General features: G+C 51.1%; 23 protein-coding genes and 1 pseudogene. 8 read left to right on the forward strand and 16 right to left on the reverse strand.

All coding sequences use genetic code 11. The annotated features are described in order from the left end of the window. Window positions 1–199, reverse strand: a 199-nt coding sequence (locus tag Mal48_RS23160; RefSeq protein WP_197442079.1) for a hypothetical protein, incomplete at its 3' end; no start/stop codon positions are given. Between the two features lie 88 nt (window positions 200–287). On the opposite strand from Mal48_RS23160, the gene Mal48_RS05415 reads away from it, so the two are divergent. Continuing rightward, on the forward strand, window positions 288–488 hold the full coding sequence (locus Mal48_RS05415; RefSeq protein ID WP_145196878.1) for a hypothetical protein: 201 nt from the start codon (window positions 288–290) through the stop codon (window positions 486–488). Window positions 489–524: 36 nt separating this feature from the next. Further along, window positions 525–710 carry a hypothetical protein gene (locus Mal48_RS05420; RefSeq protein WP_145196880.1) on the forward strand — a complete coding sequence of 62 codons (186 nt, stop codon included), beginning with the start codon at window positions 525–527 and terminating at the stop codon, window positions 708–710. A gap of 308 nt (window positions 711–1018) precedes the next feature. On the opposite strand, the gene Mal48_RS05425 is transcribed toward Mal48_RS05420, so the two are convergent. Further along, window positions 1019–1702, reverse strand: coding sequence for a ThiF family adenylyltransferase (locus Mal48_RS05425; protein WP_145196882.1), 684 nt, complete (start codon window positions 1700–1702; stop codon window positions 1019–1021). After that, window positions 1699–2670: an MPN domain-containing protein gene (locus tag Mal48_RS05430; RefSeq protein WP_145196884.1), complete on the reverse strand. Its 972-nt coding sequence runs from the start codon at window positions 2668–2670 to the stop codon at window positions 1699–1701. The genes Mal48_RS05425 and Mal48_RS05430 overlap by 4 nt, the downstream gene beginning before the upstream one ends. Window positions 2671–2764: 94 nt before the next feature. On the opposite strand from Mal48_RS05430, the gene Mal48_RS05435 reads away from it, so the two are divergent. Beyond that, on the forward strand, window positions 2765–3103 hold the full coding sequence (locus Mal48_RS05435) for a hypothetical protein (protein ID WP_145196886.1): 339 nt from the start codon (window positions 2765–2767) through the stop codon (window positions 3101–3103). A gap of 369 nt (window positions 3104–3472) precedes the next feature. Here the strand turns inward: Mal48_RS05435 and Mal48_RS05440 are convergent, their stop codons facing one another. The 12 genes and pseudogenes from Mal48_RS05440 to Mal48_RS05495 all read right to left on the reverse strand — a co-directional run bounded on the left by Mal48_RS05440 (window position 3473) and on the right by Mal48_RS05495 (window position 9590). Further along, window positions 3473–3682 carry a hypothetical protein gene (locus Mal48_RS05440; protein ID WP_145196888.1) on the reverse strand — a complete coding sequence of 70 codons (210 nt, stop codon included), beginning with the start codon at window positions 3680–3682 and terminating at the stop codon, window positions 3473–3475. Then, window positions 3634–3936 carry a hypothetical protein gene (locus Mal48_RS05445; protein WP_231739922.1) on the reverse strand — a complete coding sequence of 101 codons (303 nt, stop codon included), beginning with the start codon at window positions 3934–3936 and terminating at the stop codon, window positions 3634–3636. The genes Mal48_RS05440 and Mal48_RS05445 overlap by 49 nt, the downstream gene beginning before the upstream one ends. A gap of 50 nt (window positions 3937–3986) precedes the next feature. Then, the gene (locus Mal48_RS05450) at window positions 3987–4211 is read right to left on the reverse strand and encodes a hypothetical protein (RefSeq protein ID WP_145196890.1); all 225 of its coding nucleotides are present in this window, start codon (window positions 4209–4211) and stop codon (window positions 3987–3989) included. Window positions 4212–4347: 136 nt separating this feature from the next. Continuing rightward, a complete protein-coding gene (locus tag Mal48_RS05455) occupies window positions 4348–4569 on the reverse strand; it encodes a hypothetical protein (protein WP_145196892.1) in 222 nt (73 codons plus the stop codon). A 182-nt stretch (window positions 4570–4751) separates the two neighbouring features. Continuing rightward, complete coding sequence (locus tag Mal48_RS05460; protein ID WP_145196894.1) at window positions 4752–4997, reverse strand: hypothetical protein; 246 nt, start codon at window positions 4995–4997, stop codon at window positions 4752–4754. A gap of 10 nt (window positions 4998–5007) precedes the next feature. Then, complete coding sequence (locus Mal48_RS05465) at window positions 5008–5952, reverse strand: hypothetical protein (RefSeq protein WP_145196896.1); 945 nt, start codon at window positions 5950–5952, stop codon at window positions 5008–5010. Continuing rightward, window positions 5933–6358 carry a DUF6915 family protein gene (locus Mal48_RS05470; protein WP_145196897.1) on the reverse strand — a complete coding sequence of 142 codons (426 nt, stop codon included), beginning with the start codon at window positions 6356–6358 and terminating at the stop codon, window positions 5933–5935. The genes Mal48_RS05465 and Mal48_RS05470 overlap by 20 nt, the downstream gene beginning before the upstream one ends. Further along, complete coding sequence (locus Mal48_RS05475) at window positions 6355–6747, reverse strand: DUF6878 family protein (RefSeq protein ID WP_145196898.1); 393 nt, start codon at window positions 6745–6747, stop codon at window positions 6355–6357. The genes Mal48_RS05470 and Mal48_RS05475 overlap by 4 nt, the downstream gene beginning before the upstream one ends. 80 nt (window positions 6748–6827) lie before the next feature. After that, window positions 6828–8303, reverse strand: a pseudogene (locus Mal48_RS23860) (AAA family ATPase). Window positions 8304–8392: 89 nt separating this feature from the next. Continuing rightward, on the reverse strand, window positions 8393–9022 hold the full coding sequence (locus tag Mal48_RS05485; protein ID WP_145196901.1) for an ATP-dependent endonuclease: 630 nt from the start codon (window positions 9020–9022) through the stop codon (window positions 8393–8395). Window positions 9023–9030: 8 nt separating this feature from the next. Beyond that, the gene (locus Mal48_RS05490; RefSeq protein ID WP_145196903.1) at window positions 9031–9225 is read right to left on the reverse strand and encodes a DUF2997 domain-containing protein; all 195 of its coding nucleotides are present in this window, start codon (window positions 9223–9225) and stop codon (window positions 9031–9033) included. Continuing rightward, on the reverse strand, window positions 9222–9590 hold the full coding sequence (locus Mal48_RS05495; protein WP_145196905.1) for a DUF1257 domain-containing protein: 369 nt from the start codon (window positions 9588–9590) through the stop codon (window positions 9222–9224). The genes Mal48_RS05490 and Mal48_RS05495 overlap by 4 nt, the downstream gene beginning before the upstream one ends. Before the next feature lie 303 nt (window positions 9591–9893). On the opposite strand from Mal48_RS05495, the gene Mal48_RS05500 reads away from it, so the two are divergent. From Mal48_RS05500 to Mal48_RS05520, 5 genes are all read left to right on the forward strand, one after another. Continuing rightward, entirely contained in the window at window positions 9894–11933 is a 2040-nt protein-coding gene (locus Mal48_RS05500; protein ID WP_145196907.1) for an AAA family ATPase, read from the forward strand. Continuing rightward, entirely contained in the window at window positions 11930–13861 is a 1932-nt protein-coding gene (locus Mal48_RS05505; RefSeq protein ID WP_145196909.1) for a UvrD-helicase domain-containing protein, read from the forward strand. The genes Mal48_RS05500 and Mal48_RS05505 overlap by 4 nt, the downstream gene beginning before the upstream one ends. Before the next feature lie 362 nt (window positions 13862–14223). Beyond that, a complete protein-coding gene (locus Mal48_RS05510; RefSeq protein WP_145196910.1) occupies window positions 14224–14571 on the forward strand; it encodes a hypothetical protein in 348 nt (115 codons plus the stop codon). A gap of 191 nt (window positions 14572–14762) precedes the next feature. After that, window positions 14763–15206, forward strand: coding sequence for a transposase (locus tag Mal48_RS05515; protein WP_145196912.1), 444 nt, complete (start codon window positions 14763–14765; stop codon window positions 15204–15206). After that, window positions 15206–15607 carry a transposase gene (locus Mal48_RS05520; protein ID WP_231740010.1) on the forward strand — a complete coding sequence of 134 codons (402 nt, stop codon included), beginning with the start codon at window positions 15206–15208 and terminating at the stop codon, window positions 15605–15607. The genes Mal48_RS05515 and Mal48_RS05520 overlap by 1 nt, the downstream gene beginning before the upstream one ends. A gap of 200 nt (window positions 15608–15807) precedes the next feature. Here Mal48_RS05520 and Mal48_RS05525 read toward each other — a convergent pair whose 3' ends face one another. Continuing rightward, window positions 15808–17358 carry a TolC family protein gene (locus tag Mal48_RS05525; RefSeq protein ID WP_197442082.1) on the reverse strand — a complete coding sequence of 517 codons (1551 nt, stop codon included), beginning with the start codon at window positions 17356–17358 and terminating at the stop codon, window positions 15808–15810. Window positions 17359–17637: the final 279 nt, after the last annotated feature.

Below are 17637 nucleotides of genomic sequence, written 5' to 3' on the forward strand. Positions count from 1 at the left end.
GCAGTTTTTCGGTTTTTTTCTCTTTGCGGTCGTCACGTCCGGGAAGAATGACAGGTGTGACAGTCGACCACGTGCTGGCACCTTTTGGCGGAACATAGTGACCGACCATCCTGTCACTCGCTGGTAAAGCGGTAATCAGAGCTTCGACTTCTTTGTCTTGCTTCCTAATAAGTTCCATTCCGGAGAGTAAGCGTCTCATTGAGTGTACCTCCACATCTCGCCCTCCGGATGGAATGTAGACTAACGCTCTTCGGAAGGTCAAACACATTAAGCAGGGAGACCTGTTCGTGGTCAGTTGGTGTTCATGCGCCGTAATCCCGAGAGGTCGGGCAGGCGGTATCATCTCCGGTCACGATTACTGGGCTGTCGATCCCGGGGTTATGGAAGCTGTCAACGAAGCGTTTGCTGAATCAACATTCGAAGTCGCCAGCAACACCCGCATCTGGTGGTCCACCGTTCCACAAGCCGCTTCCGGCTCAACACCTTGAGTACTGGCTGAACTTGATTCGATTGAGGGCAAAGCGATGGTTTATGCCACCGGAAAATTCCTGTATCTCCATCTCCCCAGAACAGGCGGGTCTGCAATTCATAAAGCGATTCAGCAATCGACCTTGGGGGCTGAACTCGTGTTCGTCACCGGTGCTCTTGGTCCACTTCGAAAACATTCCCGCACGCTGTTTTGGGAAAAACGCATCTTGAACGACTATTAAAAGCCAGGGCAGGCAGCATTTCAGCCACAATGCGTCACAAGCTTTAAGAAGTGGTTGCCCCAGAAAAGAGTAAATGCCTGCCTATCAATTACTTGTGACAGGCAGGCATGATGTAGAGCGGAGAGAGGGGGATTCTCCGGTGGCACAATTCAGTGCTACGTCGATTTACTGTAAGTCTCTAATTTTCATCGACTTACAGTGCAATGCGTTTCATGGTGCAGCTTGAAGAATGCGATTGTTAGTGTATTGCAACGCCACAAAAACGCCACAAAAACCTTTGTGATCGACTCGAATCCTACGAAGAGTGTTTATGTATTTTTCATCGGTTTGAGAGAAGTCGATGTCATCTCCGCAGCAAGTAAGTTGATGAGCTGTTCAGACTCGATCTGAAGACCTCGCAGCCAGCGGGTGAACTGGTGGAGCATCAGTCCGGCGGCGAGGTTGGCGGTGTAGATGGTGGATTGGGTGGTGCAGGTGCCAGTTTGGGCTTCGGATTGGGGGAACAGGGTGGAGGAGTAGTGTGCTTGGGATTCTGGAAATGCTGACGTGGCGGTAAGAACTCGGATCGTCTCACCGAGCATTCTGCCATCGCACCAGAATTGGCAACGGTGTTTGACTGATTTCCAAATAGCGGCGCGGCTGCCAATCGAGTCGACGCAGCAGAAGACGGCATTTCCCACATGATAGTGTGGACGATAGCGGTCCTGGATTGTGGAGGTGAGAATGTCAGGGTCGATGCGCTGAATTTGCTCGGCAGTGGCTTTGATTTTTGTCCTCCCGAGATCGTCCTGAAAGTAGCCTTGTGTCGTGATGTTCGTTGCTTCGACAGTATCGAAGTCGATGAGTTGGATTTGACGAACTCCGATGGAGGCGAGTTGGATGGCGACTTGACGACCAATCGCACCGACGCCAATCACGGTCACCTTGAGATCATCGAGTTTATTGCGTGGCGCAAGATCGCGTTGCCGAGTGAATCTATCTGTCGCGGTCATATGTACTCCTGATTGGATTGATGTTGGAATTCGTCAATGCCAGTCGCTTGTGGATCGAAGTCTTCAGCAGGGTCCACGAGCATCTCTGGGCTTTCCCAGTTCTCGATGAGCCAGTCGTCCCATTCGATTTCAGCTGAAGAAAGGAGAGCTGAACGGTCAGTCACGCAGGTGTGATACTCATCCGCCCATGTCTCATGATCAGAACTCAAGAACGGCTGCGCATAATCGACATCGACCTGCATCCGCAGCGAGGCTGGTCCACCGTGTCGCCAGTAGAGTTCGGCGTATGTCTTTCTGCTTTGAGCAATAATGAACATCACTGCCCAATCGCAATGACCGAACACTCGCTCAAATGTCTCCACATCAACACTGCTCGGTCGCGGGGAATCACCGGGGTGTGTATGAATCCAGATCCGCGCAAACTGTTCAGGACGACGATTGAGGTCGATCTGGTCATCGAAATAGTCTGCGACCGCCCTGTCCGCGAACTCTACGGTCACCTCCGTACACTGCTGTTCAATTAATACCAGGTCCTTTACAAACAAAAGGTCTTCTGACGAAGCAATGCCGAATCCACCCACTTCGGTGGGACCAGCGTCACGCAGAAATAACAGCTTCGCCCACGCGTACGGGCTGAACCGCAACCTGGGACGTTTCGATTTCTCGTGACGTTTCCGTCGCGGTCTCCTGAGGTGTCGGCGCGTCATGGGGTGAGTCTTTCTGTTCGGCATCGTCTTGTTCCTGTTGTAGGTTGTGGCAGCTCTCACAAAGTCCGTTTTCAAGGCATTGATCGCAGGTCGATTGTTCGCACTGTTCGCAGACTTCCAGACAACTTCGACAGAAGCCATGATCACAGTCCTTGCAAACGTCGCTGCATTCGCAGCACAACGAAACGTCACACTCATTGCACGATCGTGTGCAGTAATCGCACGTGCGACGATGACAGTTTTCGCAGCAGTAACTGTCACCGGAATCAACCATCTCTCCGCAATCGCCGCAGGTCACTCCATTCCAGTCTTCGAGTGAGACGTACGCCGAAGACGCATTGTAGGTCTGGAGGATTTGGCGAACTGTCAGAAAGAAGTCACACAGTCGACCTGCTGCGAGGGCGTTGTTGATGGCATGGAGACCGTCACCAACACACAGATTCTCACCCTGAATGTGGGGATGGGGGACGTTGTCATCGCTGCTCGCCGTGTTGCTTTCAATTGCCATGACTCGATAGGGCTGAGATTCCCTAATGCGAGTGATGGACAATCGAATCTCGAACTGACCGAGGTCAACCCCTTCGAGAACCACTCGATCAGTAAAGACCACAACCTCTTTCAGTGCACGGTCGATATCGACCTCGATGAACTCATCAGCGAGAGATTGCAACTCCTCATACAAGAATCGAAGTGACGGCTTCGGGGTGATTTTTGGTCTTTGTCCGAGTTGCGCTTCAATCGAGTTCAATTCAAGAAGGAGTATTCGTAGTTGCTCAAGATAGAGCTGACTCGTCCGTTGGTTCGCAGCAGTATAATTTCGTACTGCAGAGATTTTAATCTGACGTTCAAGTCTTTGGAGTCTCTCCCAATGGTGTAGAGGTAACGGTGTTATTGGTGTTGGAGGCACCTTCTGCGTGTCATATGCATGCTTCAATTCGATCGCTGCGTTCAGTAGTTCGCGATCTGAGTTCGACAAGATCATGTCAAGCCCTCCTGTGTTGGATATCTGAAACAGAAACGGGGACACCTGCGAGCATTGCGCAGATGTCCCCGTCGTTAAGAGTCATCGTTTGCGGTGCTGCGGACGTCGTCTTCGTCGTTGAGGTCGAACCGTTGGTGTGAGACGGATGTCACCACTATTAATCGCTGTGGCAATCAACACGCCTGCGACGATGAGGAACACCGCCCAGGAGTTCGCTGCTCCGCCGATGATCGTCGCAACAATCAGAACTCCGATGAAATACAAACTGTTGAGGCGTTGTCTTGCGCCCATGATTCTCCTTTTGTTGTAGTGATGATCGGACGTTGGAACGCCCCTTCGATTTTGGTCGGTGTGATGGAGACGCGATCTCCGTCCTGCAGGGCATAGTCCGCTGTCGTCGGTTGCCGGTTGACGCGAATCAGGTAGTCCTGCGGCTTTCCATGTGGAACACGGTCTTGAAATAATTGCGTGATGGATGTTTCATCTTTGACTTCAATCTGATCAGCGAAGCCGGCTCCATCGTTATTGATAAACAAAATCTTCATAAGTCTGTTCTTTCGGTTGGGTCGTCAAAAATGGGAAACATTGGTGATGGTTAATAATCGTCTGGCAGCAACACTGTTGTCGCTGAGCGATCTGCTTCAGTGATGATCCAGAACTTTGTTCCGCTCGATGAGTGATAGACAGAAAACAGTCTTGTCCCTTCACTCACGGCCCGGTCATTCGCAATGGCATCCTCGGGCTCGCAATCTCCCCAGTCACTGCTGAGATGACGTTGCAACGCCCGTTGAATCTCGGCTCTCGAAACTTCTTCGAGCACTTGGGGTGTGCAGAGGGTTTGTCCAGAGGCAAATTTGTTTGTTGTGAGGCGTCTCGAATCAATTATGGTTTCAGCCTCCTTTCATTGGAGTTCTTCGACATCGATATTTCCTTCGAACCGGATGTCACTGGACAGCCTATACGAGTCGACAGTTGGCTTTTCGCGGTTGGTTAATGACTGCGACATTCCGATGCAGTTCAATCTCGTCCCAATCGACGATACTCGGGGGGAGAAAATCTGGTTCCGGGTCGAAATTTACGTTGAGAGGATCAGCAATACTGAATCCTCGCTGCTGAACTTCACACAGGCATTCGCCAGTTGCAACGCACACAGCGTCATCAATCTCTTGTTGGGTCATTCGTTCAATTCCTGGGAAAAGGTAGAACGACCGCCCAACTCAGGACGGCCGTGAAGAAACACAACCGCCCCGCTACACGCGAGGCAGAAACTTTTACTTGGCCACTCAAAAACAGGGGCCTTTGTTGACTCGGGTGTCAACATTCAATCCAGGTCGTAACGCGTGGCACCAATAAGTTGTTGCTACTCTGCTGTTACGAGCCAGTTGTCGAGTAGCCACGCGACTTCAGCATCAAGTGCCTCGCTACGTGTTGAGAACGTTCCGAGGACGGGACCATCGACGGGGGAAAGATCGGCGGTCCACTGACCAGCGGGGGTTGGTTCCACATGACTGCCTCGGGTAATAGCGAGCTGACCCAGGCCATGCAGGTCGAGTGTTTCGTCGTAGAGACACCGCACGGAACCATCGTGTTGCACAACAATCTGCATGTTGACCTCCTTATCGAGGTCGACGCTGAATGTTGCGGCGGGGGCGGTCCACGAGCAGACCATCGAGTGAAGACTGCACGCCTGAGAGTTGCGTCACAATCTGTTGTCGCAGGGCACCACTGTCTCGCAGTTGTTGCGGCTCGACGCCACCGACAATTTGCTGGGCACGAACGACCAGTTCGTCAAGCTGTTCATTGGATCGGATATTCAACGTGCGAAATCGCTCGAAGAACTCCGTGAGGTTCGTGATGGCTGAATCACGAAAGACTTTGGGCTTGCCATTATGCTCACCGCTGAGCCGTTCGGTGACATGTTCGACAAGTTTCGTGATTTCATCCAGGAATGCCTGTTCAGCGAGTTGCACGGCTTCGTCAAACCGTGACTGCACCCGGCGACATTCCTGTTCGTAAAGTTCCGGGCTGAGTTGCCGCAGGTAGTTCGGCGGTTCGATCGATGGATAGTCATGCTCTATGGCAAACATCCCGATCAATGTCGTCGGGTAGTCGCTGACATCGAACAAGTTACCCAACCGATCTCGCGCAGCCAACCGCAGTTCGCCATAGTGTCGGTTCAGTTCCGCAACGGCATCATCGAGTTCATCTCGAAACTCCGCCACTTGCAGATCGAACTCAGAGATCGAGTCTTGCCGGATCAGGCGGATGCTAGCTTCTGGAAATGGCAGCGATACGCCTTTCCAATAAGCAATTGTTCGACCTCGAATGACTGTCACCGCTTTGAACGCAGGATGGGATGTGTCGAGAAGTTTCTTTCCAGCAGAGAGATACTTTCCTTCCGCACCAAACGAATCGGCGGCCTGATTCTTCTGTGCCGACGTCAGTGACTTCCGTACACCAAGCCAGGTGAAGCTGAGCCGCGCCGCTGCCATTGTCGCACGGAGTCGATCACTCGGGGCTGTCATCTGCCGCGTATAGGAATTATCCAGAAGTGTTGTCATGTTTGTATCCTTGTAGTAGAGAGCTGGAGACAGGTCCCACTGATCTGTCTTTGTCTCTGTCAGTAGATTTTTTGTTTTCTCTGGCCCCTCCGGCTGTCAGCATCCAGCGTTCTGGAGCCAGACAACTCAGCCAGTCCTGTACTGTCGGAATCCGACCGAGGTCTTCCTTCACATGTTGCTCACCGATGAATCGGGTCGAAATCTCACGGTCGTCGCTATTCGTGATCGTCGCGCCGAATAGTCGCTCACAAAGAAAAATGCCCTCCGCATGATGACGGAGAGCACGGTGTCTGAAGTCGGGAAAGAAGGCTTTGCTCTCGTCGAACCACTGATGAATTGGCAGGTAGTCATCGACTATTCCGCCAAACTTCTGCGCGGATGAAAGGGCATGGTGATACGGGTTCAAAGTGGAATGTCCTCCTCCTCGGTCTGGTATTCGGTCACTCGCCAATTGTGTTCACGGGTCAACTTGCGCGCTTGTACGTCAAGCGTCAACTCGCCGAACGCACCATCATTGATCTCCCAACCGCATGGCAGATTCGCATCCGCCGTATCCGTTAAAACCTCTTTGAGTTCGTCCGAGAGATCAAACGAATCTTCGCCACAATATGCAATCGGAGATTCCACAGTTCCCGAATCTCCGTAGCCGTCATAACTGATGACGACCTTGTCCACTCCCAGATCAGCAAGTTGATTACAGGCGTCGCGAAGTTTCTCGCGAGCAATAAGTTCTTGTTCACGTTGTTTCTTTTGCCAACAGCTGAGGGCATCAGCCAATGGTTCAGCATCAGGCATGTCGGGCTCCTTTTAAGGTTGAAATGTTAATGGGCTTGGTCCTCCTCACAATGTCTCTGAAGTTGTCAAATGCTACGAAGTTAGTTTGTTGAAGGCTCGATCTTTCGACGTTTTGGATTGCCTTCAATGGACGCTTGGTACACACCCGCATGATTTGCAGAAAGGCAACGACCGCTCGCCCATGTCCGCAGACGCTCTACTGATTCCGCAGCCGTGACAGCCACCGGTACGACGTTCTGGGCCGCTTGCAGCAATGGGACATCAAGCAATGCCGACAATCGGCAGCAGGCTTTGACCTCCGCACCAGTCCAGATGGCATCATCCGGCATCCTCTGGTCGCGGTTAATCTCGAACCGATCGAGATAGATGTTCCAGATCGCGTCCTTCTCTTCTCGATTGGGCAGGTCGAGAAAGAAGATGCCATCAAAGCGTTCACTACGCCCGAACTCTGGCGGCAACTTCGAGACATCGTTGGCTGTGCAAACGACAAACGCATCCGACTCATGGTCATTGAGCCAGCCCAGAAATGTCCCGAACATCCGTGACGACACGCCCGAGTCACCACTGCCGTTCACACCTGCAAACGCTTTCTCCACCTCATCGAGCATGACAACACACGGAGCCATCGCGTCGATGACTTTCAACGCCTGCCGAGTTCTCTCTTCACTCTGACCGACCAGTGAACCCATCAGGCTGCCGATGTCGAGGATTAAGACCGGGCGACCAACTTCGTTACCGAGCGTCTTGCAGAACTCCGATTTCCCTCAACCCGGCGGAGACAGCAATAGCACACCCCGCGCACGCTGAGATCGATTCCCTCGACTCGGTTGCAAGAGCGCCCGCTTGCAGAAGGATTTCAAAGCCGACAGTCCGCCGAGGCTGCTGAAGTTCGCTTGACCACGATGCAGTTCGAGCGAACCGGACTTCTTGAGCGTCTGTGTCTTCAGTTCCCAGACCGCATCCGGCGTCACGCGACCGTGTCGAACCAATGACAGGCTGAAGGCATTCTCGGCTTCCATTCGTGTCAGTCCCGCCGCCGCGTCGAGTACCGTTTCCAGTTCCTGGCCCTCGGGCAGTTCGGATTCTTCCGTGGCAATGCCACGTGCGATGTGTGCCAACTGTTTACGGTCGGGCAAGTCATGCTCCAGAACCACGAACAGCTTTTCCAGTTCAATCGGAATCTGCACAACCGGTGAGAGCACCACCACGATCGTGCGGTTCAGCTTTCCCGCGACGACCTGTTGAGCGAGTGCCTGGACGATCTCGGCTGATTGCAAGAACCGATGAAAGTTCTGTAGCACCAGGATCGCAGTGCCGTCCGGTGTGGCCAACGAGTTGACAGCACCAATCGCCGCTAACGGATCGTTTCCGGCTGCTTCAATCTCAGCACCGGTGACCTTCAATCCTTGTTCAATGTCCCACGTTGCCAACCGCCATTCCTCCTGACGGCATAACTGCGCAATCGCCACCAGCGCATCCTGATGCTCATGGCTCTCGACCCACAGCCCGGTAAAGCAAGCCCGAATGTACTCGCCAAGGCGTTCAGTCAATGTCATAGCTATTCTCCTTCATGAAGTGAAAAGGGTGAAATTCCAGCAGCAAGAGTTGCCGCCGGAGGGGACGTCGAATCAGCAGCAATGATGTGTCACTGACTGACGAGTTTAGCAATGGCATGCAGCCACGAAGTGACCTCGCCCGCCGGATCGCTGTCGGCCAATAGTTCAGGCGTCATGCAATCGACGGCGTCTCGATTCAGCCATTGCTTGGCCTGATTACGGAGTCGTTTGCGAGTCCGTAATGACAGCGATGTCCATTCTCGCTGAATTCCTTTACTACGCAGGATCTCCAACGCAGCCAGTTCCGCCACATCGTCATCGTCGCCAAAGTTCACAGACACGTCGCGAGCATCGCGAATCGCCTGGAGATGCAGATAGTTCTCCAGACTCCGCTTGCCGGTCATGAAGGAACGATGCTTCGACAGCAAGTTGAGTTGATCAACAGCCAATCGCCGTTGCTCACTTTCCGGCGACATTTCGCGATCAAACAGTGAGAATGCCGCTCGGCAGAGTGGAGTGAGTCGTTGCATCCACGGCTGTGGTCCGTTGCCACCCAGAGGGAGAATGGCAATCTCATGTGATTGTTCCAGAGTTGCGAGACTGGGAACAGCGGGATCGACTTCGGCGAGTACCCGGCTGATGCGTCGCAAGAATTCCACATCATGCGGCCCCTCTAACAGTATCAACACTGGGAGTGACGTGTTGTGAGGTTCATTCATCGTCCCTCCTACTGGTTGTGATGTTGCTGAGTTTCCGCCTTCTGGCTGGCATAGAACTCGGACGTCAATTGTTCGTCGAGATGTTGGCCGAGTGACCGTTCGATGAACCGGCTGGCTTCCAGGCATTCATTGCCAACAAAGCCCTTCGTCTCCACTCGTGATTGACCATTGGGTGCGATGGTGATTTCGATCGTCTTGCTCATACAGCATCTCCCACATTCACGGTCAATTTGATTGAACCATCTTTCAAGGGTTGTTCGATCACAGAATGCCCCGCCTTGCGCGCTTCCAATGATGCTTTCTCAACCGCGTATCTTTGCAGGAACCGATCGAGTTGCTTCTGTTCACCCCACCGACCGTTGTAATTGTCGAAGGCGAGCGTGCCGGTGTTGACATCAGCCACCACCGGATAACGCCACTCCGGCAACTGCACAGACCAGCCCGTTTCCGAACTGCTAAACAATTTCACTTTGCCGAAGACTGGCTCCGGCAATTTGAGTCGATCACACGCCGACCGAATGGCGACGGGATCACGGACTTCTGTCTGAATCGAAACAATGTGCGACAAGGCTTGTTCCTCCGAGTTACAGAAAACGAATGCAGGACCGACGACCGGTCCTGAAGTAAAGAAAGCCTCGTGTGAACCGGCTGAAGTCGGTTCACACGGGGCTGCGAATGCCTGAGAAGCGAGTTCCCAGAGCTATGCCAGGGCATCACTTCACTTGCCACGTTTTTGCCTCCAATTTAGCGCCAAGCGAGACTCACTACAAAATCCACTCAGGTAGGGATAACCTACAACTCTGAGTTTGCTCTGGAGAACAACCGAGCCAGTAAGAGGACGCTTCATTTTCAAATTCTAACCGGGCACACTATGCATATTTCAACGATTACATTTTCTAATTTTCGCTGTTTTGGTTCCTCACCAACTACGATCAACCTGAAACGGGTCAACGTGCTCATTGGTGAGAATGGAGCTGGAAAATCTGCTGTTCTGGTGGGCTTCGCCCGGCTGTTTGGCATCGCAACTGACGATCGAACAGTACGCGTTGACGACTTTCACATCGATCGAGGAAAGACAAGGTCGGACTTTGATGAAGACGGAATCAAACTATGGATTGAGGCACGGATTGAGTTTCCAGAACTACAAGACGACACCGATGAAGAATCTTTCCAGACGATCCCACAAAACTTTCGTCAAATGCTTGTTGATGACACCGGCAGTGTTCCTCACTGTCGAATTCGCCTCATTGCGGAATGGCAAAAGGGCAACCTTCCCGATGGCGAGATTGAGCAAACACTGTATTGGGTAACGAAGGCAACTAACGATGAAGAAGAGTTCAGCGAGAACGACTGCTTCCCAATGAAGCCCGTCGATCGTCAACAAATTCATGTGCACTATGTCCCAGCTTCACGTGATCCCTCAAAACACCTGCGCGTGGCAACACGCTCGATGCTGAAGCGACTTCTGGATTCTGCAATTTGGAGCGACGATCTCGCTGATCAGGTTGAAAACGCTACGGAGGAGCTTGGGAAATCTATTGCAGAGGAAAAGTCAATCCAAGAGCTTCAGTCCCAGATCAACAATGCTTGGAAATCACTGTATAACCGTAAACGTTTTACGGGACTGAGCCTCGAACTGGAGTCTCAACGCTTGGAAGACGTTGTCTCGACTCTCTCAGCGAGGTTGTTGACTGAGGATAGTTCTCAGTCCGACGGAGTTCAACGATTGAGTGATGGTTTGCGATCTTTACTCTACTTTACGCTCGTGAAAAGCTCATTCGTTATTGAACAAGACGCAGTGACCTCTGACCAAGAAGAAGCGACATTTGATCGAGACAAGCTCAATCCACCCCTTTTGACCCTGTTTGCGATTGAGGAACCGGAAACTCATTTAGCACCGCATCTTTTGGGACGAATTCTGAAGATGATTCGTGATCTTGTTGAATCGTACCGAGCACAAGCGGTTTTCAGTTCGCATTCCCCTTCGGTTATGAATCGTATTGAACCAGAAGAGGTGCGGCATCTCGCTCTTGACCCGTCAACAGATTGCACGATCATCTCTGAACTTCCAATCCCGACTGGAGATCAGGTCGCGGAGAAGTTTATACGCCAAGCTGTTCAAGCGTTTCCCGAGTTATACTTTGCTCGTGCTGTCGTACTCGGCGAAGGTGATAGCGAAGTAATCATCTTGAATCGGCTCTTTGAGGCAAATGACTATCCAACAGATCCCAATGTGATTTCGATCGTGCCCCTGGGCGGACGGCATGTCAATCACATGTGGAAACTCCTCAGTAGTCTCTCAATCTCTTTTGTGACGATTCTCGATTTGGATCGGGAACGTTCGGGAGGCGGTTGGGGAAGGATTCATTATGTTTGTGAGCAGCTCATCGAGAATGGCGTTGATCGCGATCAACTGCTGCTAGTTGGGGATGGAGACGATGCTCACGTATTGTCTGATGAGGAATTCGAAGAAATGAAGAAATGGAAGATATCATCCCCCGAATTAATGAATTGGGTCGAGTCACTCGAACAGTATGGTGTCTTTTTCTCATCTCCTCTCGATATCGATTTCCTGCTCTATCGCGCATTTCGCGACGTGTACAAACAGACCACGACTTCTGGACCTCGGCAGCTTTCCGAGAAAGAGGATGTGGCCGCAAAACAAAAACAAGCTCTGAAAAAAGCAGTACTTCGCGATGTTCTCACAGCTGGACAAACATATTCAGATGCGGAGATAGCGTCTTTCAGCTGGTATCGCCATCTTTTTCTTACACGTAGCAAACCTGCAACCCACATGTCAGCATTATCGATGATCGAGGACGATGCCTTCCTTGAAAACTGTCCGGAAGTGTTGACGAGATTGTTGACATGTCTGACTGAGCGAGCCAAGCAAGGACAGGGTGATTCGTGAAGCGTACTATCACCCCAGAGGAATGGAGCCCAGTTGGTGTATCGAGTCTGGAACAGGCTGCAGAATTTGCTGTTCGAAGTGAGACGAACGGTGTCGTTGTTGCTGGTCCAGGAGCAGGCAAAACAGAACTTTTGGCTCAGCGTGCCGATTACTTGTTGCGGACCGGAATATGTGCTCCCCCGAGAAGAATTTTAGCAATCAGCTTCAAGAGAGACGCAGCTCGTAATCTCGAAGAACGAGTCGCTGAGCGACTGCCGAAAGAGATGGCGAGTCGATTTGATTCCTGGACATTCGACAAGTTTAGCAAACAGATGCTCGACCGATTCAGGAAGGGGCTGCCGACTTGTTGGCGACCTGTTGATAATTACGAACTCAGTTTCTGGATCAAAGAGCAGAATGCAGGTCGAATTCTGGAGAATTGTGCATCGGCGCTTGGTCTCGGTCTTGGTGACATTGCTCATATTCCAAGAAGAGAGTGGTATAACGATGTCTTCATCGGAGCTTTTCCGCTGCTCGAAGACATCGCTGAATACTCAGATGATCTTGAATACCGATTAGCAACCGCCTTCTGGAAAGGTTGTCTCGTCAGACAACCGTCCATCATCAATTTTCAAATGATCTCAAGGCTCGTCGAGTTGCAACTCCGGATGAACCCTGCAATTCGCAACGGGCTGCGTGCCACTTATGCGTTCGTGTTTCTTGACGAGTTCCAAGACACGACGAATTTGCAATATGATATCGTTAAAACAGCTTTTCACGATTCATCAACGATTCTGACGGCCGTTGGCGATCCGAAGCAGTGTATCATGACGTGGGCCGGTGCCCTCGATGGTGTCATGAAGACATTCGCCAACGATTTTTCAGCGAAACCTTACATTCTGCGTCGAAATTATCGATCCGAACCCGAGCTCATCACCATCCTCGGGAGTCTTGCCAAACAGATCGAACCCGATGCCATTGAACCCGCGCATGGAACGGGGAAAACATCTGGCGAAGGTCAATGTCGAGTCTTTGAATTCGCTGATGATCGCGCAGAAGCACATGCAATCTCACAATTGCTTGATTATTCGGTGAAGCAAGAGAACATCCCACCGCGCGAAATCTGTATCCTATGCCGAAAACTGGTGGTCAACTACTCCCAAGAACTGTTCCGATCTGTAGAGCATCGTGCGGAAGGTTATGGAATTCGAGACGAGTCTTCGTTACAGGATCTTCTTGCGGAACCGATCACAATAATCCTTTCGGATGCCATCACAGTTGCCACTGGAACCTCTGAAAGCGAATCGTGGTCTCGACTTCAGGAGTTGTTGGCGATAACGACACCGAAGGGCAAGGGGAGACGCACAGCGAGTCGTATGCTGTCATTGGGAATCGACTATTTGGCGGCATCGTTGCTCGTCACAGAGCCTGAACCAGACAAATTGCTCGAAGTTCTTCAAGGCGTTCTGGCTGTATTTGGAGTCGAAAGACTGAAACAGCAGTTCCCCCAATACATTCAGGGTGACTACTTCGACAAACTGATGACTCAGTTCTGTGATAATCTCTGCACTAGATTTGTTTCAGAAGCGTCACCTTTAGATGGTTGGCGAACAGCACTTCAATCGATAATTGGTATGAATTCCATTCCAATGATGACAGTCCATAAAAGTAAAGGGCTCGAATACCATACTGTCATCTTCATGGGCCTCGAAGACGCCGCGTTCAACAATCTCAAAGACCCAGTCGAAGAGGGAAACAATTTTTTCGTAGCATTCTCCCGCGCTAAGAAACGCGTTGTATTTACGTTTTCAAGAAGGCGATTCGGAAGTCAACAGAGGCAAACGAATGTGCAGCTACTCTATGACTGGCTCGCAGCTGCTGGGGTGCAAATAGAACCGGCGGATCAACTTGATTTTTTAAATGGAATTCCATCAATCCAACACGAATAAGTTTCACTATTATTATTTTTGATCCCACTACAGACAACTCGAATGCATTGCGTACGAAAGAGACGTCCAGTGAGATTCATATTCACATCTGGTTGGTGTTCAGTCAATTTCGCGACACTATTCCTGGTTTGAATAATGTGGAGTGGGTCGTCTGACTGAGATCAGTTCGATCACATCAACTCATCAATCGCGACACTCGTTAGGAGCTATCGTTTGGGAACAACTGTCTGAATTCTAGGGTTTTTGCGTCTCAAACGGATAATCGGCAATATTTGCCGGTTTGGTATTGCTTGTGCAATCCATTAGTACATCGCGAAATTGCGATTCACTTGAAATTGAAATCCTAACGAGGAGATGGATCGATGAAACGTTTACTTGCATTGAGTGCTGCCCTGACTGCCGCAATCTTGATGGGATCGTCAGCTCAGGCTGCAGGTTTCGGAGTCAGTTGGGGAAACGGTTACAACAACTATGGCGGTGCCTATTCTCACGGGGGTCGCTCTTACTCACGAAATTACGGCAACTACGGATCCAGATTTAACAACGGCTATCGGTCAAACTATGGTTCCTATCCTTCTTTCGGATATGGTCGCTCGTACCATGATACCAGCCACTATGATTATCACCCACCAACTGTGACCAGGCATCGCAACCACTTGCACTACACGCCAGGTCACTATGATTTCCATCAGACAGGGCATCATCACTAAGCAAGTGCGCGTGTGATAAAGTCGAGACCACGAAGTGAGTCGCTCCCTGCTAACTCCGTGGATTTCCTAGCAATTCAAACTGCCAACCGAGTTCCGTACTTGCAATTCTAGAAGTAGTCACAAAACGTCAAAGTGTTTGTTTGATTGGTCTTAAAGTTGCGTGAAGAGGTCTTCTGAAAGGAGACACTCTCATGGAATTGACGCTGATCTGGTGGTCCAAACGGGAGCGGGCTTCCTCAACTTCAGCGTCCAGGACGGATCGCACAGTCACTTTGACTGATAAACAATGGGATTTGATCTCAAATCTGTTTCGCTGGACTCCTCTCACCTCAAAAGGAGGTCGTCCCAAAATCCACCCTCGGGACTGCCTGGAAGGGATCTTGTGGGTGCTGGTGAGCGGTGCTCGTTGGAAAGATTTACCAAAGGAGTATCCATCAAAAGCGACTTGCCATCGGCGATTTGTCGAATGGACGAAGGATGGTCGGCTGCTCAAGGTGTGGCAACGTTTGCTTGAACTGACCGACTCCCGCAAGGCGATTGATCTCTCCGAAACATTTGCTGACGGAACGCTTTCGTCAGGTAAAAAAGGGGCAGAAGCATTGGCCCGACTCGTCGTGGGAAGGGGACGAAAGTGATGATCTGCGTCGATGCGAACGGAATTCCCATTGGCATCGACACCGAATCTGCCAACCGCAATGAAGTCATTTTGATCGAACCATTGCTGGATAAATTGGCTTTGCAAAATCGACAACCCAAACGTGTCATTTATGACAAAGCGGCCGACAGCGACAAGCTTCGCAAGCGACTGGCAGCGCGGGATATTGACTTGATCTGTCCTCACAAGAAAAGCCGAGTCAGCCCGCCTCTGCAAGACGGTCACAAGCTTAGACGCTACCGACGAAGATGGATCGTGGAACGTACCATTGCCTGGCTGCATAACTATTGTCGAATTGTCACCCGCTGGGAACGCCATGATTTTCTCTACGAAAGCTTCGTCATCCTCGGATGTGCATTTACACTACTCAAAAGGTTTTGAGACCGCTTCTAGCTAGAGGGATTTCAGAAATCAACAAATGCAACTACGATACCATCCGTATCTGAAAGTGATCTTCACATGTGAATAAGGTCCGAATGAACAGGCAACCCCTATATCTCTGGATTGCGAAGTAGAAGCTCACCTGCGACAGAAGTCGTCATTGCGATGGGCATTGTGATCATAATGACCACTCTGGTGCCTTATTGACCACTTAATGCCTGTCCACGCAGACCGTCGTCTCCGTCATAAGTGACGACATTGGATAGCCCACCAGTCAGGAGAAGTCCTTCAATTCTGGCGTTCGCTGTAGCGAGATTTCCCAGGCTGGCAACGTAATTCAAGTTTGCATCGAAGTAAGCCCGGCGTGCTGTTAGCACTCGCAGGAAATCAAATTCCCCAGCCACCTGGGCTTCCTGAACTAGGTCCAGCGTTTCCTGGGCTTTGGGCAGAATTGCTGATTGATACCGTTGTACGTTCGCCTGAGCGACTTGATAGTCTCGCAGTGCGATGGCTAAATTCTGTCGAATCTGCATCTTGAGCCGCTGGACGTTCTGAGTGGCTTCACAGTATTCGGCGTGAGCTGCTGAGATGTTCCCCGTGTTCTTGTTGTTGTAGGGAATCGGCAAACTCAACTGGATATTGGCAAATGCGTCACCGGTTCCGTCATCTCGTCCGACACCAAGTTGACCATTGACGTTGGGAATTGCCTGGACATTCTGACGCTGCATGTTCGCCTGGGCGCGGTGAACACGAGCCTGCGCCGCCGAAATCAATGGACTCTGCGAGACAATCTGTTGGTATAATGCATCGGTCTCTCGCTCTAAATCAGACGGTTGAAGCTCTCCTGCCAATGTGGGAGCCTCCATTCCAGGAACTCCAGCAATGGCAGCCAACTGGTTCCAGGCCGATTCAAAGTCGAACTCAGCCTCCTGGATAATCAGTTCAACTTCATTTAGTTGTATTTCCGATTGAAGGACATCGGGGCGCGTTCCAACCAATGCGTCAACACGCTGTTGGGAAACGTCTACTCCTTTCTCTGCAATGTCTCGGAAGTCACGGGCCAGTTCCAAACGCTTTTGGGCAGCCAGGGCTTCATAGAACTGGATGCGAATGTCGGTGCGGACACGTTGCCGTTGTGCTTCAGCCTGCCACCGAACCGATTCAACATCGTGCCCAATTACCTGTTCGTTCCAGGCGAGTTTGTTGCCGCGGACGAAGGTTTGTGAGACAAATGCACCATGCAGCCCGCCTGCTCCTTCGTTCCCAATCTCTTCCCCGAAGTAGCCGATTGAAGGATTCGGCTTTCGCCCCACTTGATAATGGATTCCAGACGCTTTAGCTGCCACGGCGTTCGCTTGCTGGATCGAGGGATTGTTTTGAAACGCCATCTCCTCCAACGCCTGGAGAGTCAATCCTGTTTGAGTTGGAGAAGAACTTGTCGGCGGGGCGGGCGGAAGTTTTCCAGGTTCCTTCGGGGTGTTGGTCTGCTCGTTCGGGTCAGACTGAAAATTGACAACCTCAATTTGGTCAGCCGAAGTTGTTGACTTTTCAACGGCCTCAATGGACGGACTGGTCAATTCGATAGTTGGTCGTTCCAAAGCTGGCTTCTCTGCCACAGCCACAACCTGAGTGGTCGCTTCCGCAGGCATAATCATGTTTGCGAGTTGAGTTCTCGCCGAAGCACATCCCAGCCCCACAAAGGGAACAAGTCCGATAGAAAGAATATGACGGCGATACGATGACTTGCTCATGACCGGTCTCCTGTAGAGGAATTGCATTGGAAAGAAAGTCTTGATTCAGAATGATGAAATCATGCCAACGTCATTCTAAACCTGAAGCCTGACTCCCAGTGGACCTCTCACCAGCCTGTGCAAGCAACGACACTCGTTGTTTCGAGTCATTCTTATCTGTGGTGCAACTCCATCCACCCCATTTGCGGACTCATCTGCATACGTTTCGGGAAGTATCGAAATTCGAATTTGTTCTCGCGAAGGAACGTGAACGTCTGCAAGATCGTCGCAAAACGGGCA

The sequence above is a fragment of the Thalassoglobus polymorphus genome, from assembly GCF_007744255.1.
Taxonomy (GTDB): domain Bacteria; phylum Planctomycetota; class Planctomycetia; order Planctomycetales; family Planctomycetaceae; genus Thalassoglobus; species Thalassoglobus polymorphus.